This window comes from Pseudomonas brenneri (genome assembly GCF_007858285.1).
Classification (GTDB): domain Bacteria; phylum Pseudomonadota; class Gammaproteobacteria; order Pseudomonadales; family Pseudomonadaceae; genus Aquipseudomonas; species Aquipseudomonas brenneri.
The window spans coordinates 1-14,738 of record NZ_VFIL01000003.1; the positions used below are offsets into that span (position 1 = coordinate 1).

The following is a 14,738-nucleotide window of genomic DNA, read 5'->3' on the forward strand; positions in this document are numbered from 1 at the left end:
CCTCTTGCGGCATCCAGTGGTTGGCGCAGCCGTCGAGGTATTTCTGCCAGGCCCAGTCGTACTTGAACGGCACGAGTTGGTTGAGGTCGGCGCGGCAGTTGATCATGCGTTTTTCGTCAACGGCGACCCGGGCGGAAGCGCCTTCGAGCTCGGCGAGGCCTTCGGCGACGTCGAGTTTGTCCAGGGCAGCCTTGGCCCGCACGATGGCGGCGGAGTCATTGGCGGTCACGGCGCGGGCTTCGATGGCGGCGGCAGCGCCGGCACCGTCGAGGCGGTCCATGTTGGCTTCGGTGGCGTGGCCGGCGTTGGCGCCTTTAGCGGCTACTTCGCCTTCTTCTTCTTTGTCGAATTCGTCCCAGCTCAGCATGACGTGTCGTCTCCTGCGTGAGGGCCAATGGTGCCCGTGTGAAACCGGATGGTTGGGTGTTCACACGGCCCAGGGGCCGCGGTGGATCTTTAAGGAATCGTTTGTTGCAACAGCTCGCGCAGGCATTAAACGCAATGGGCTACGGGTGTTCTGCTTGAGGCCTGAGGGGCGGAGCGACGGTGTCGTACTCCTGCGGGGCCTCAGGTCTGGCTCGTGATCCCATGTAAAGGGATATTGCAGGCCCGATTTACCCGCGCATTATAGGGAAAAATTTGGCTTTGTGTTGCGGCGGATGGCCTCAGTCGAAGGTCAAAATGACGGCATTTGAGGCCAGAGCGCGAGTTTACGGGGGTTTATCAGGCTAGGATTTTTTTGACAGGCGATAGCCGGCGTTTCTGAAGGCCCGGCCTTAAACAATCGGAGTGTGGATTGGACACAAAGCCCTTGCGCCAAACGGCGCAAGGAGCGGGCGGCCAACGCTACTGGGCAGCCGCTTTGATACTGGCAAACAGCTGGCTGCCCGCTTTGGCCGGATCGGCGTTTTTGTCGCTCATAAAATGGCTGATCACATCGAAGACCGCGCCTTGCACAGCCTGCGAGGTGGACATATTGAATGCCATGCTGGGCGCCAGGGTGCCGGCTTTTTCAGCGTCGGCAAAATCCTTGGCCGAAGCCTGGGCGCAGCTATCGAACTGGCTCATGTCCAGGCCCTTGACCACTGGGATAGAGCCTTTGTTCTGATTGAAGATGTACTGGAATTGCGGCTCCAGCGCGATCTTGGCCAAGTCATCGCGCGCAGCATTATTGCCGGGCGTGTCATTTTTGCTCGACAGCTTGAACATGGCCAGCGAGTCGATGGTGTAGCTGTAGACCCCTTGTGAACCGGGGAAGGGCACGCATTCGTAGTCGATGCCAGCCTTTTTGCCGGCCGCCGTCCATTCACTCTTGGCCCAGTCGCCCATGATCTGCATGCCGGCCCGACCGTTGATGACTTTGGCCGTTTCGAGATTCCAGTCCTGCCCGGCGCCGTCGGGGTCCATATAGGACTTCAATCTGCGCAGGGCGCTAAACACGTCTGTCATTTTTGCGCCGGTCAATGTGGCTTCGTCATGGTCAATGAAGGCTTTCTTGAAGCCGTCTGCGCCGAGGATACTCAGCACCAACCCTTCAAATACCGTGGTGTCCTGCCAGGGTTGGCCACCATGGGCAATCGCGATAAAACCCGCCGCCTTGAGTTTGTCGCCTGCGGCATACAGTTCTTCCAGGGTGGTGGGGGCTTTGGCGACCCCGGCTTTTCTGAGTACCTCGGGGTTGGTCCATAGCCAATTGATGCGGTGGATATTCAGCGGCACGGCAACATAGTGCCCGTCATATTTCATGAGACTGGCGATGCTTTCGGGCAGCAGGCTATTCCAGTTGTTCGCCTTGGCCACCTCGTCGATGCTGGTCAGCAAGCCCAAGTTGCCCCATTCCTGGATATCCGGGCCCTTGATCTGCGCGGCAGAGGGCGGGTTGCCGGACACGGCGCGGGTCTTGAGTACGGTCATGGCGGCTGCACCACCGCCACCGGCCACGGCACTGTTTTGCCAGGTGAAACCATCTTTTTCGATCAGTTGCTTGAGCACGTCCGCCGATTTGGCTTCCCCGCCCGAGGTCCAGTAATGCACGACTTCAACGCTGCCTTTGCTCTCGGCGCCATGGGCGGCGAATGTGCAGAGGCTGGCGAGGGAGATGGCAACGGCAAGGTGATTGAGGGTTTTCATGGGGTGACCCTTTTTGTTTTTGTGGTGAGAAGGAGGAGGTTATTCCAGCCCCAGTCCTTTGCGGCCAAAGGCGTTCAGTTGCGATTTCATGAAGCGATCGTTCCAGTGTTTTTCGTAGTCCTCACGGGGGAAGTCATCTGGCGAGATGCCTTGTTCGAATGCCCGCAGTACATCCTTGGCATAACGCAGGTTTTTCGGACACATGGGCGCGGCAGGTACGTACATCACGTTGCCCCAGCCCTGTTGGTTTTCAACGGGGGCGACGCTGTGGACTACATCGCAGTGCCACCACACCGAATCGCCGGCCTGCACGTCCGGGATTGGCGTCATGCCCTGGACCAGCAGCGGGTGCCATTGCTCCAGGATGGGCAGCACCTTGCCCGGCGCAACGCCGCACAGTTCATCTTCGGGGACGTCTTCCAATAGTGGGCGCAGCAGCAAGTAGGCCATGGCCTTGGGGATCGGCAGGGTATGCAGCACGCCTTGATCGGCGCTCATGTCACACAACGCGGTCCAGCCCTGGAAGGTACGGAAGGCCGAACATTTGGTGCCCGGGTAGGCATATTCATCGACTTCGGTGCGATAAGCGGCGTCCCACGGGTCGTAGGACTTGAAGTCGTTGTGGTAAATCTTTTCGAACACTTTCAGGTAGGCCGGGTGCAGCCAGCGTTCCAGCGCTCCGGAATCGGTGTGCGGGCCCAGGCCCTTGGACGTGGTGCCGGGCGGGCGACGTCGTACGCGATCCGGATACAGGGCGTTGGTATCTGGGTCGAACCACTGCTGGCCATGGGAGTCGACCGTCCACAGGCGGTTCAGGAATGACTGGGCGCTGCCCATGCGTTCGTGCTGGCGCAGTTGCATCTGGGCGTCGGACCAGTAGATCGGGAAAATTTCCGGGCGCGAGGCCTCAAGGTTGCCGAAAAAGTTGTCGCCAGGCCCGCGGTAAACCGCGTCGAACAGGTTGTTATCCAGGTAATCCAGCAGGCTTTTGTCCCACCCCAGCACTTGCTGCCTGGGGAAATGATTGCGGATAACCAGGCAGCCTCGGCGCTTGATCAGCGCGCGTTGTGCTTCGCTGACCTGGCCGTTGGCGATGGTGGCGAAGTCGAGTTCGGGCCAGGCGGAGCCGGTCAGGGCTTGCTGGGCCTTGATCGAAGCAATTTCCGTGGCGATAAAGGTGCTGACTTCGGCAAATAGCGCCGGCACGTCGCCGATCTGCGCGCGCAGCGCCTTTTTCATGGCGACGATGTTGCGCTTGTGGTCGGCTGGCAGTTCGGCGCTTGCGAAGGTCTGGTAGTTGCTCATGGGCTGGCCTGCATTTTTATTATTCATGCAGGTATGGAATCACTTTGGCCTGCCTGAGCGGCAGCCTCATTTGCAGCGTTGAGTAATACGATTGTGGCGTTTATTTAAGGTGAGGCAGAAGAATCAGGCTGGTCCGCTGTTACTGGAAGTGATGCCCGTGCCGGCCACGGAAGTCTGAAGGTGTCATGCCTTTGTGGGCCTTGAACTGCCGGTTGAACAGGGCCTGGGACGCGTAACCCACCTGTTCGGCGATGGTGCTGACGGCCAGGTTGCCTTGCATCAGCAGGGCACAGGCGTGTCCGATGCGTAGCCGGACGATGTAGTCCAAAGCTGTGCATCGTGTGTGTCGACGGAACATGCGATGGAAGGCCGAAACGCTGACGCAGGCCATTTGTGCCAGCTCAGGAATGCTCAGGGGCTGGGCATAGTGGCCGTGCAGGTAGTCCAGGACCCGGCGGATGCGCGCATCTTCAATAATATGAGGCGTGTTTTGCACGGCGATACGCTGCGCTGCGACATCCCGCGACAGGGTGTTGAGCACGGTCAACAGCGAGATCAGGCGCTGGGAAGCGTCTTGCTCCACCATGGCCTCGATCACCGGGCGCAGTGCGCGCGAGGTAGCGTCACTGAAACTCAGTGCATGCTGCGCGGCCGTGAGCAAGGCACGGGTCGCGGCCATTTCCGGGAATAGTTTCACCAATGAATCGGCCCAGGCTTCGGAAAACCAGATGACCAGGGCGATGTGCGGTTTGGCCGGGTCGATCGTCTCGGCCGAAGACCAGCTATGGGGAACGTTCGGACCCACCAGTACCAGGTCGCCATCATCGTACAGCGCCACGTCATTGCTGATATAGCGGTGCCCACGGCTGTTGAGGGTGAGGGTCAGTTCGTACTCGGGGTGGTGATGCCATTCAAACGGGATCGCCTGCGCCAGGCGCCTGTTCAACAGGGTCCAGGAGGTATTGGCCTCGGTGGGGATTTTCTCGAAACTGGCTCTCATGAACCTATCCTGCCTTGCGGCGGAGGTGGCGACGCCACAATCGTAGCATTCGGTTCAAGCGAGAGGGGAGGAGCGAATACCTGACTTTGCCGCAAGAACGATTCCTTGCGGCGAACAGTGCCTGGATAGTTTTTAACTAACTAAGTCATTAACCGTTAGAGCAACCATTGCCCATGACTTTGTAATTAAGAATATGCCGCTGGCCTTGGTGGTCTTCATATTCCATGCGAGCTGGAACAACTTCGCAAACATTCGGGATGGAACTCATGGACACGACCTTGGCAATATCCAGGTCAGTGGTGTAGGTGTATTCCTCAACAATAGCGGTGCTCTGGCTGGCTACGTCAGTCGGGATCTCGTCGGCCAGGGCTGCGGTAGCGCACAGGCTGGCAAGGGCCATAACTAATAAAGCTTTCATTTCCAATTTACCTTTTTACAGTCGAAGGGGGGGCACGGGGCCCTTGTGAGGCCACGTGTGTAACTTGAGTAGAGAGTTCGGATTAACGTGCCTTCGTGGGGGCTGTAACTTGGTTAATCGCGGTGCCTGGTTGGCGAGGTTGATTTTAGGCGCCTGGGTTATATTCATATACCCGTACTTTTGATAAACACTTTTGGTGGTTTTCGTAACAATCCACGACAGAGGTTTTTTCCTGCACAGCAAAACGCGCTACAGGCCACGGGCCAGAGCGTTTAAAGGGCATATCAGGGCAATTTGTAGGGGCTTGTTACTACCATCGTCGAATGGTTCTATAGGCCTGCCCCGGCTACAACAGGGCCATACAACAACAACTATAGTCACCGAGGTAAGAAAGATGAGTGCGGCTTCCCTGTACCCCGTTCGCCCCGAAGTAGCAGCCAACACGCTGACTGACGAGGCGACCTACAAGGCCATGTACCAGCAGTCGGTGGTCAACCCCGACGGCTTCTGGCGCGAACAAGCCAAGCGTCTTGACTGGATCAAGCCTTTCACCACGGTCAAGCAGACCTCGTTCGACGACCACCATGTCGATATCAAGTGGTTTGCTGACGGTACCCTCAACGTTTCCTACAACTGTCTGGACCGTCACCTCGCCGAGCGCGGCGACCAGGCAGCGATCATCTGGGAGGGCGACGACCCTTCCGAGAGCCGCACCATCACCTACCGCGAGCTGCATGAACAAGTCTGCAAGTTCGCCAACGCCCTGCGTGGCCAGGATGTGCATCGCGGCGACGTGGTGACCATCTATATGCCGATGATTCCCGAAGCCGTGGTCGCCATGCTGGCCTGCACCCGCATCGGTGCGATTCACTCGGTGGTGTTTGGCGGTTTCTCGCCAGAGGCCCTGGCCGGTCGCATCATCGACTGCAAATCCAAAGTGGTGATCACCGCCGACGAAGGTATTCGTGCTGGCAAGAAGGTGCCGCTCAAGGCCAACGTCGACGACGCGCTGACCAACCCGGAAACCAGCAGCATTCAGAAAGTCATCGTGTGCAAGCGCACCAATGGCCAGATCAAGTGGAACCAGCATCGCGACATCTGGTACGAAGACCTGATGAAAGTGGCGGGCACCGTCTGCGCGCCAAAAGAGATGGGCGCCGAAGAAGCGTTGTTCATCCTTTATACCTCCGGTTCCACCGGCAAGCCCAAGGGTGTGCAGCACACCACCGGCGGCTACCTGTTGTACGCGGCCCTGACCCACGAGCGCGTGTTCGACTACCGCCCGGGCGAAGTCTACTGGTGCACCGCCGACGTCGGCTGGGTCACTGGCCACACCTATATCGTCTACGGCCCGCTGGCCAATGGCGCGACCACGCTGCTGTTCGAAGGTGTGCCGAACTACCCGGATATCACGCGGGTGGGGAAAATCGTCGATAAGCACAAGGTCAACATCCTCTACACCGCACCGACCGCGATCCGCGCGATGATGGCTTCCGGCACCGCCGCCTGCGAAGGCACCGATGGCAGCAGCTTGCGCCTGTTGGGTTCGGTGGGTGAGCCGATTAACCCGGAAGCGTGGGACTGGTACTACAAGAACGTCGGCCAATCCCGTTGCCCGATTGTCGATACCTGGTGGCAGACCGAAACCGGCGCAACCCTGATGAGCCCATTGCCGGGGGCCCACGCCCTCAAGCCGGGTTCGGCGGCACGTCCGTTCTTCGGCGTGGTACCGGCGTTGGTGGATAACCTGGGCAACATCATCGAGGGCGCCGCCGAAGGCAACCTGGTGATCCTCGATTCGTGGCCGGGCCAGGCGCGTACGTTGTATGGAGACCATGACCGGTTCGTCGACACCTACTTCAAGACCTTCCGCGGTATGTATTTCACTGGCGACGGTGCGCGTCGCGACGAAGATGGCTACTGGTGGATCACCGGCCGCGTGGATGACGTGCTCAACGTTTCCGGGCACCGCATGGGCACCGCCGAGATCGAAAGCGCCATGGTTGCCCACCCGAAAGTCACCGAAGCGGCCGTGGTCGGTGTGCCGCACGACATCAAGGGCCAGGGCATCTATGTGTATGTCACCCTGAAAAACGGTGAGGAGCCGACCGAAGCGCTGCGCCTGGAACTGAAGAACTGGGTGCGCAAGGAGATCGGCCCGATTGCTTCGCCGGATGTGATCCAGTGGGCGCCCGGTTTGCCGAAGACCCGTTCGGGGAAAATCATGCGCCGCATACTGCGCAAGATTGCCACCGCCGAGTATGACGGGTTGGGTGATATCTCCACCTTGGCCGATCCAAGCGTGGTGCAGCATTTGATTGATACCCACAAGACCATGAACGTCGCGTAAGCGGGTTTGTGGGACCAAGCCCCATTCGGTGTAGGCCGGGTGGGGCTTTTTTGTGGGAATTTGAATATGAAATAGGATCGATGTGGGAGCTGGCTTACCTGCGATAGCGGTGGGTCAGTTTCAAATGGGGTGGGGTAGCTGACAGACCGCTCTCAGCGCCAAGCCAATAAATATCGGTTTATCTCGTAGGGCATTTCTGAATGTTACCCAGCGGTGCAAATGTGTAACCTTGCGCCCAAACATGAGGCAAAGTGCTACATCAGCGCCCTGAAAACACCCGTTTTAGACACCCGGCAAAATAAGATCAAACGCTACACTTGCCGGAATAGAAGGGTTTGCGAATAATAGGCCCGCAATTTGCAGCGTTAATAGGTTTAATATCTTTTGTCTCTGCATAAAAAGCAGAGGCTGTCAATGTGTTGGAGTCGCTTTCTCGGTGCTTCTGTAAATTGTTGTCGCATTGAGGAAATATCGGCTTCCGGCCTGTCGTTAGAATGCCGATCACTCGCTCGTCGTCGCCGTGTTGAACTGGTGTAGGACGCAGCACCGCTATTCGGTTTCACTCAGTCGCATCGTGGGCCATGGCTCATACTGCTGTTTTTGTCCTATACCGATGGAGTCCCAAGATGAAGAAACTCGTGCTGTTGGGCGCCCTGGCGCTGTCCGTGCTGTCCATGCAGGCCTTCGCTGAAGAGAAGCCGCTGAAAATTGGTATCGAAGCAGCCTACCCTCCGTTTGCCTCGAAGGCGCCGGACGGCAACATCGTCGGTTTTGACTACGACATCGGCAACGCCCTGTGCGAAGAGATGAAGGTCAAGTGCACCTGGGTCGAGCAAGAATTCGACGGCCTGATCCCGGCCCTCAAGGTGCGCAAGATCGACGCGATCCTGTCGTCCATGTCCATCACTGATGACCGCAAGAAGTCCGTGGACTTCACCAACCGCTACTACCTGACCCCGGCACGCCTGGTGATGAAGGACAGCGTGACCGTCAGCGACAGCCTGGTTGAGCTCAAGGACAAGAAGATCGGCGTACAGCGCGGTTCGATCCACGATCGTTTCGCCAAGGAAGTCCTGGCGCCTAAAGGTGCGACCATCGTTCCTTACAGCACGCAGAACGAAATCTACCTGGACGTGGCTGCCGGTCGCCTTGATGGCACCGTGGCTGATGCGACCCTGCTCGAAGACGGTTTCCTGAAGACCGACTCAGGCAAGGGCTACGCGTTCGTAGGTCCTGCGTTCACCGACGCCAAATACTTCGGCGACGGCATCGGTATTGCGGTACGTAAAGGCGACAAGGCCAACCTGGACCGCATCAACGCGGCCATCGCCGCGATCCGCGCCAATGGCAAGTACAAAGAAATCGAGAAAAAGTATTTCAACTTCGATATTTACGGCGCTGACGCCAAGTAAACCTTCGCAGTTGTCTGTCCAGAATGGCGCAAGCACCAGGGTCTCTGAAGTTTGCGCCATTTTTTCATCCGCCTTTTCGAGGACCTGAATCATGTTGAAAGGCTACGGGGCCGTTATCCTCGATGGCGCATGGTTGACGCTTCAGCTCGCCTTGTCGTCCATGGCCTTGGCCATTGTTCTGGGTCTGATCGGGGTCGCATTGCGCCTGTCGCCGGTACGCTGGCTGGCTTGGCTGGGTGACCTGTACTCCACGGTGATCCGCGGGATCCCCGACCTGGTGCTGATCCTGCTGATTTTCTACGGCGGCCAGGACCTGCTCAACCGCGTCGCGCCGCTACTGGGCTACGACGACTATATTGACTTGAACCCCTTGGCCGCCGGTATCGGCACCCTGGGTTTCATCTTTGGCGCGTACCTGTCGGAAACCTTCCGTGGTGCGTTCATGGCCATCCCCAAGGGCCAGGCCGAAGCGGGCATGGCCTATGGCATGAGCCCGTTCCAGGTGTTTTTCCGGGTGATGGTGCCGCAGATGATTCGGCTGGCAATCCCCGGTTTTACCAACAACTGGCTGGTATTGACCAAGGCCACTGCGCTGATTTCGGTGGTGGGCCTGCAAGACATGATGTTCAAGGCCAAGCAGGCGGCAGATGCCACCCGCGAACCTTTTACCTTCTTCCTCGCGGTGGCGGCGATGTACCTGGTGATCACCAGCGTCTCGTTGCTGGCCCTGCGTTATCTTGAGAAGCGCTACTCGGTAGGCGTAAAGGCGGCTGATCTATGATCTTCGACTACAACGTCATCTGGGAGGCCATGCCGCTGTACCTTGGCGGCCTGCTGACCACCCTCAAATTGCTGTTGATCTCGCTGTTCTTCGGCTTGCTCGCCGCCGTGCCCCTGGGGCTGATGCGGGTTTCCAAGCAGCCTTTGATCAATGGCGCGGCCTGGCTCTATACCTACGTGATCCGCGGCACGCCGATGCTGGTGCAGTTGTTCTTGATCTACTACGGCCTGGCCCAGTTCGAAGCGGTGCGCGAGAGTTTCCTCTGGCCATGGCTGTCCAGCGCGACCTTCTGTGCGTGCCTGGCCTTTGCCATCAACACCAGCGCCTACACCGCCGAAATCATCGCCGGCAGCCTCAAGGCCACGCCCCATGGCGAGATTGAAGCAGCCAAGGCCATGGGCATGTCGCGCTACAAGCTGTATCGCCGGATCCTGCTGCCATCGGCCCTGCGCCGGGCGCTGCCGCAGTACAGCAACGAAGTGATCATGATGTTGCAGACCACCAGCCTGGCCTCCATCGTCACCCTGATCGACATCACCGGCGCCGCGCGTACAGTGAACGCGCAGTACTACTTGCCGTTCGAAGCCTATATCACCGCCGGCGTGTTCTACCTGTGCCTGACGTTCATCCTGGTGCGCCTGTTCAAGCTGGCCGAGCGTCGCTGGTTGAGCTACCTGGCGCCACGGAAGCATTGATATGGAACGCATCGATCACGTACTGCCCTGGGGGCACCTGGGTTGCGAGCGCCAGCTGACGGTATTCCGTTTCGGTCACGGCGAGCGCAAGGCGTATATCCAGGCCAGCCTGCATGCCGATGAGTTGCCGGGGATGCGCGCGGCCTGGGAGCTGAAAAAACGCCTGGCCGAACTGGAGCAGCAGGGTGCCCTCAACGGGGTGATCGAGCTGGTGCCGGTGGCCAACCCGATGGGCCTGGGCCAGTTGCTGCAAGGCGCGCACCAGGGGCGTTTCGAGGTGGGCACGGGCAAGAACTTCAACCGCGATTTCGTTGAGTTGAGCGAGCCGGTTGCACGACTGCTCGAAGGCCGCCTGGGCGATGATCCTCACGCCAATGTGCGCATGATCCGCCAGGCAATGACCGATACGCTCAATGCACTGCCCGAGCCGAGCAGCCAACTGCAAGGCATGCAGCGGGTATTGCTCGGCCATGCCTGTACTGCCGATATCGTCCTCGACTTGCACTGCGACGCCGAAGCCGCGCTGCACATGTACGCGCTGCCCCAGCACTGGCCGCACTGGCGTTCGTTGTCGGCGCATTTGCATGTGAAAGTCGGCCTCTTGGCGGAAGACTCGGGCGGCAGCTCGTTTGATGAGGCTTGCTCGCTGCCATGGCTGCGCCTGTCTCGGGCGTTCCCCGGGGCGCAGGTTCCCCTGGCGTGCCTGGCGACGACCCTGGAGCTGGGTGGCCAGGCCGATACGGGCCGCGATGAGGCGATCTTCCACGCCGAAGGCATTCTTGCGTTCCTTGCCGAGCAAGGCCTGATCCGTGGTGAGTGGCCGGCACCGCAACACGAGCCCTGCGAAGGCGTGCCCTTCGAAGGCACTGAGCTGCTGTTTGCACCCCACGCCGGGGTGATCAGTTACCTGCGTAAAGCGGGTGACTGGGTAGAAACCGGCGAGCCGATTTTTGAAGTGATTGATCCCCTGGCCGACCGCGTCAGCATCGTCTGCGCCGGCACGTCGGGGGTGTTGTTTGCCGTTGAACGGCTACGTTATGCCCAAGCGGGTTTCTGGCTGGCCAAGGTGGCGGGGCGCGAAGCGCTGCGTCACGGGCGCTTGCTCAACGACTGACCAACTGTTTTTGTGAGAACCGACCGCATGTACAAACTTGAAGTCCAAGACCTGCATAAACGCTATGGCAGTCATGAAGTGCTCAAAGGGGTGTCCCTGGCCGCCGCGGCCGGTGATGTGATCAGCATCATCGGCTCCAGTGGTTCGGGCAAAAGTACCTTTTTGCGCTGCATCAACCTGCTGGAGCAGCCGCATGCCGGCAAGATCCTGCTCAATAACGAAGAGCTGAAGCTGGTGGCCAACAAGGACGGTGCCATGAAGGCTGCCGATCCGAAACAGCTGCAGCGTATGCGTTCGCGCCTGTCGATGGTGTTCCAGCATTTCAACCTGTGGTCGCACATGACTGCGCTGGAAAACGTCATGGAAGCACCCGTGCATGTGTTGGGTATGTCGAAAAAAGACGCCCGTGAGAAGGCCGAGCACTACCTGGCCAAAGTTGGCGTGGCCCATCGCAAGGATGCGTTCCCCGGCCATATGTCCGGTGGCGAGCAGCAGCGTGTGGCGATTGCCCGTGCGTTGGCGATGGAGCCTGAGGTGATGCTGTTTGACGAGCCAACCTCGGCCCTTGACCCGGAGCTGGTCGGCGAAGTCTTGAAAGTCATGCAGGACCTGGCCCTGGAAGGTCGGACCATGGTGGTAGTTACCCACGAAATGGGCTTTGCCCGTGAAGTGTCCAACCAGTTGGTGTTCCTGCACAAAGGCATTGTCGAAGAGCGAGGCAACCCGCGCGAAGTGCTGGTCAACCCGCAGTCCGAGCGGTTGCAGCAGTTCCTGTCCGGTAGCTTGAAATAACCAGCGCTGCTTTTGCGCACTGAAATAGTGCATGCTTCACCCCCCTGTAGGAGCGAGCTTGCTCGCGAAGAGCGTTAACGATAATGCGGGGCGCCTGATACCCCGTGGCGGTCTTGGGTTTTTCGCGAGCAAGCTCGCTCCTGCAGTGGATTATGTTTGTTTACGGGCTAGCATTGGCCCTTGTCTTCATTGCCGTTTTTCGTTTCGGATAGCCTTCCATGACAGCCCATCGCATCGGTTTCCTGATTTGGCCCAGCACTAAAGCCCTGACGCTTGCGCTGGCTGAGGAGGCCTTGCGCGTTGCCCAGCGGGTGCATCCGGATGTGGTCTACGAGGTGTCGTTCCTGCAAGCCGAGCCACCGGTCGAGGGTGAGTGGAAATTGCCTGGCGAACCCTGGGCCGGCAAGCTGGAAGGTTTTCAGAAACTGTTCCTGCTGGCCGATGAGCCGCCTACCGTCATCGCCTCGCAACTCGGTTCCGCCCTCAAGCAACTGGTGCGTGCCGGGTGTGTCATTGGTGGTTTGTCGGCCGGGGTCTACCCGTTGGCGCAGCTGGGTCTGCTCGATGGTTATCGCGCCGCCGTGCACTGGCGCTGGCAGGACGACTTTGCCGAGCGCTTTCCCAAGGTCATCGCCACCAGTCATCTGTTTGATTGGGACCGTGACCGCCTGAGCGCCTGCGGCGGCATGTCGGTACTCGACCTGTTGCTGGCGGTCCTGGCCCGTGATCACGGCGCCGAACTGGCCGGCGCGGTCTCCGAAGAGCTGGTGGTGGAGCGCATCCGAGAAGGCGGCGAGCGCCAGCGTATTCCGCTGCAAAACCGCCTGGGCTCCAGCCATCCGAAGCTGACCCAGGCGGTGTTGCTGATGGAAGCCAATATCGAAGAGCCGCTGACCACCGACGAAATTGCCCAGCATGTGTGCGTGTCGCGACGCCAACTGGAGCGAATCTTCAAGCAATACCTCAACCGCGTTCCCAGCCAGTACTACCTGGAACTGCGCCTGAACAAGGCCCGCCAGATGCTCATGCAAACCAGCAAGTCGATCATCCAGATTGGTCTGTCATGCGGCTTCTCCTCGGGGCCGCATTTCTCCAGTGCCTACCGCAACTTCTTTGGCGCCACGCCACGGGAAGATCGCAACCAGCGACGCAGCAGTAGCCCGTTTGAATTGTCGTCGGTGCCGTCCGAGCGCGGCTAAGCCCTTGGTTTGCCCATTGGGCGAAAAATCCCACGGCACTGCCGCAAACCCCTGTCATCTGTTTAAACTGCGCCTTTGCGAAGCTATTTGTCGCATTGGCGTAAACCCGCGAAAAACGCGGGTTGGCGCTATAAGAAGTTGTCGCTTGGCGGCAAGGCCGCGCTGAAAACTGTCCTTACAATCCCTGCATCGCCCGCCAGTTCCAGGCAGGCGTTCCTCTTCAGGAGACTCCGATGTCCGTTGAGCAAGCCCCGGTGCAACGTGCCGATTTCGACCAAGTCATGGTGCCCAACTACGCACCTGCCGCATTCATCCCTGTGCGTGGCGAAGGTTCGCGCGTGTGGGACCAGGCGGGTCGCGAGCTGATCGACTTTGCCGGCGGCATCGCAGTTAACGTGCTGGGCCATGCCCACCCGGCGCTGGTGGGTGCACTGACCGCACAGGCCAACAAACTGTGGCACGTCTCCAACGTCTTCACCAACGAGCCGGCCCTGCGCCTGGCCCATAAGCTGATCGACGCCACCTTTGCCGAGCGTGTGTTCTTCTGCAACTCCGGCGCCGAAGCCAACGAGGCCGCCTTCAAGCTGGCCCGTCGCGTGGCGTTCGACCGTTTCGGCAGTGAGAAATACGAGATCATCGCCGCGCTCAACAGCTTCCACGGCCGTACCCTGTTCACCGTCAACGTGGGTGGCCAGTCCAAGTACTCCGATGGCTTCGGTCCTAAAATCACCGGCATTACCCACGTTCCTTACAACGACCTGGCTGCGCTGAAAGCCGCCGTGTCGGACAAGACCTGCGCCGTGGTGCTGGAACCGATCCAGGGCGAGGGCGGCGTACTGCCGGCAGAGCTTGAGTACCTGCAAGGTGCTCGCGATCTGTGCGATGCCAACAATGCGTTGCTGGTGTTCGACGAAGTGCAGACCGGCATGGGCCGTACTGGCAACCTGTTTGCTTATCAGCATTACGGCGTGGTGCCGGACATCCTCACCAGCGCCAAGAGCCTGGGCGGTGGTTTCCCGATTGCGGCGATGTTGACCACTGAGGCACTGGCCAAGCACCTGGTGGTCGGTACGCACGGCACCACCTATGGCGGTAACCCGCTGGCGTGTGCCGTGGGCGAAGCGGTGATCGACGTGATCAACACCCCTGAGGTGCTGGCCGGCGTCAATGCCAAGCACGACCTGTTCAAGGCGCGCCTGGAGCAGATTGGCGAGAAATACGGCATCTTCACCCAGGTACGTGGCATGGGCCTGTTGATTGGCTGCGTATTGAGCGATGCCTTCAAAGGCAAGGCCAAGGACGTGTTCAACGCCTGTGAGCGTGAAAACCTGATGATCCTGCAAGCCGGCCCGGACGTGGTGCGTTTTGCCCCGAGCCTGGTGGTGGAAGATGCGGATATCACTGAAGGCCTGGATCGTTTTGAACGTGCTGTAAAAACACTCACGCAAGCCTGATTTGCCCTTCTGTAGGAGCGAGCTTGCTCGCGAAAATCGTTAACGATAACGCGGGGCACGTGATGCCCCGCGGTGTTCTTGGGGTCTT

Annotated in this window: 12 protein-coding genes and 1 pseudogene; 8 read left to right on the forward strand and 5 right to left on the reverse strand. The window is 59.3% G+C overall.

The window, feature by feature from the left end:
* The 5 genes and pseudogenes from FJD34_RS06605 to FJD34_RS06625 form a co-directional block, all read right to left on the reverse strand.
* Nucleotides 1–367 (reverse strand): annotated as a pseudogene (locus FJD34_RS06605) (ribonucleotide-diphosphate reductase subunit beta); the annotation flags it as partial.
* Nucleotides 368–846: 479 nt separating this feature from the next.
* Entirely contained in the window at nucleotides 847–2,130 is a 1,284-nt protein-coding gene (locus FJD34_RS06610) for an ABC transporter substrate-binding protein (protein WP_032861590.1), read from the reverse strand.
* Nucleotides 2,131–2,169: 39 nt separating this feature from the next.
* A complete protein-coding gene (locus FJD34_RS06615) occupies nucleotides 2,170–3,435 on the reverse strand; it encodes a DUF1479 domain-containing protein (RefSeq protein ID WP_090291776.1) in 1,266 nt (421 codons plus the stop codon).
* A 139-nt stretch (nucleotides 3,436–3,574) separates the two neighbouring features.
* Nucleotides 3,575–4,435 carry a helix-turn-helix domain-containing protein gene (locus tag FJD34_RS06620; protein ID WP_032861588.1) on the reverse strand — a complete coding sequence of 287 codons (861 nt, stop codon included), beginning with the start codon at nucleotides 4,433–4,435 and terminating at the stop codon, nucleotides 3,575–3,577.
* A 148-nt stretch (nucleotides 4,436–4,583) separates the two neighbouring features.
* Entirely contained in the window at nucleotides 4,584–4,853 is a 270-nt protein-coding gene (locus tag FJD34_RS06625; RefSeq protein ID WP_032861587.1) for a DUF2790 domain-containing protein, read from the reverse strand.
* A 394-nt stretch (nucleotides 4,854–5,247) separates the two neighbouring features.
* Between FJD34_RS06625 and acs the strand changes: the two genes are divergently transcribed.
* The 8 genes from acs (at nucleotide 5,248) to FJD34_RS06670 (ending at nucleotide 14,650) form a co-directional block, all read left to right on the forward strand.
* Nucleotides 5,248–7,203: an acetate--CoA ligase gene (gene acs / locus FJD34_RS06630; protein ID WP_029294430.1), complete on the forward strand. Its 1,956-nt coding sequence runs from the start codon at nucleotides 5,248–5,250 to the stop codon at nucleotides 7,201–7,203.
* Between the two features lie 626 nt (nucleotides 7,204–7,829).
* The gene (locus FJD34_RS06635; protein WP_090291774.1) at nucleotides 7,830–8,615 is read left to right on the forward strand and encodes an ABC transporter substrate-binding protein; all 786 of its coding nucleotides are present in this window, start codon (nucleotides 7,830–7,832) and stop codon (nucleotides 8,613–8,615) included.
* Between the two features lie 91 nt (nucleotides 8,616–8,706).
* Nucleotides 8,707–9,396 carry an ABC transporter permease gene (locus FJD34_RS06640; protein ID WP_029294434.1) on the forward strand — a complete coding sequence of 230 codons (690 nt, stop codon included), beginning with the start codon at nucleotides 8,707–8,709 and terminating at the stop codon, nucleotides 9,394–9,396.
* The gene (locus tag FJD34_RS06645; RefSeq protein WP_032861585.1) at nucleotides 9,393–10,091 is read left to right on the forward strand and encodes an ABC transporter permease; all 699 of its coding nucleotides are present in this window, start codon (nucleotides 9,393–9,395) and stop codon (nucleotides 10,089–10,091) included. The genes FJD34_RS06640 and FJD34_RS06645 overlap by 4 nt, the downstream gene beginning before the upstream one ends.
* Nucleotide 10,092: 1 nt before the next feature.
* Entirely contained in the window at nucleotides 10,093–11,205 is a 1,113-nt protein-coding gene (locus tag FJD34_RS06650) for a succinylglutamate desuccinylase/aspartoacylase family protein (protein ID WP_090291772.1), read from the forward strand.
* A gap of 27 nt (nucleotides 11,206–11,232) precedes the next feature.
* Entirely contained in the window at nucleotides 11,233–11,997 is a 765-nt protein-coding gene (locus FJD34_RS06655; protein ID WP_029294441.1) for an ABC transporter ATP-binding protein, read from the forward strand.
* Between the two features lie 218 nt (nucleotides 11,998–12,215).
* Nucleotides 12,216–13,196, forward strand: a complete 981-nt coding sequence (gene argR / locus FJD34_RS06665) for a transcriptional regulator ArgR (RefSeq protein WP_032861583.1) — start codon at nucleotides 12,216–12,218, stop codon at nucleotides 13,194–13,196.
* 233 nt (nucleotides 13,197–13,429) lie between these two features.
* Nucleotides 13,430–14,650, forward strand: a complete 1,221-nt coding sequence (locus FJD34_RS06670; RefSeq protein WP_032861581.1) for an aspartate aminotransferase family protein — start codon at nucleotides 13,430–13,432, stop codon at nucleotides 14,648–14,650.
* The last annotated feature ends 88 nt before the right edge of the window (nucleotides 14,651–14,738 follow it).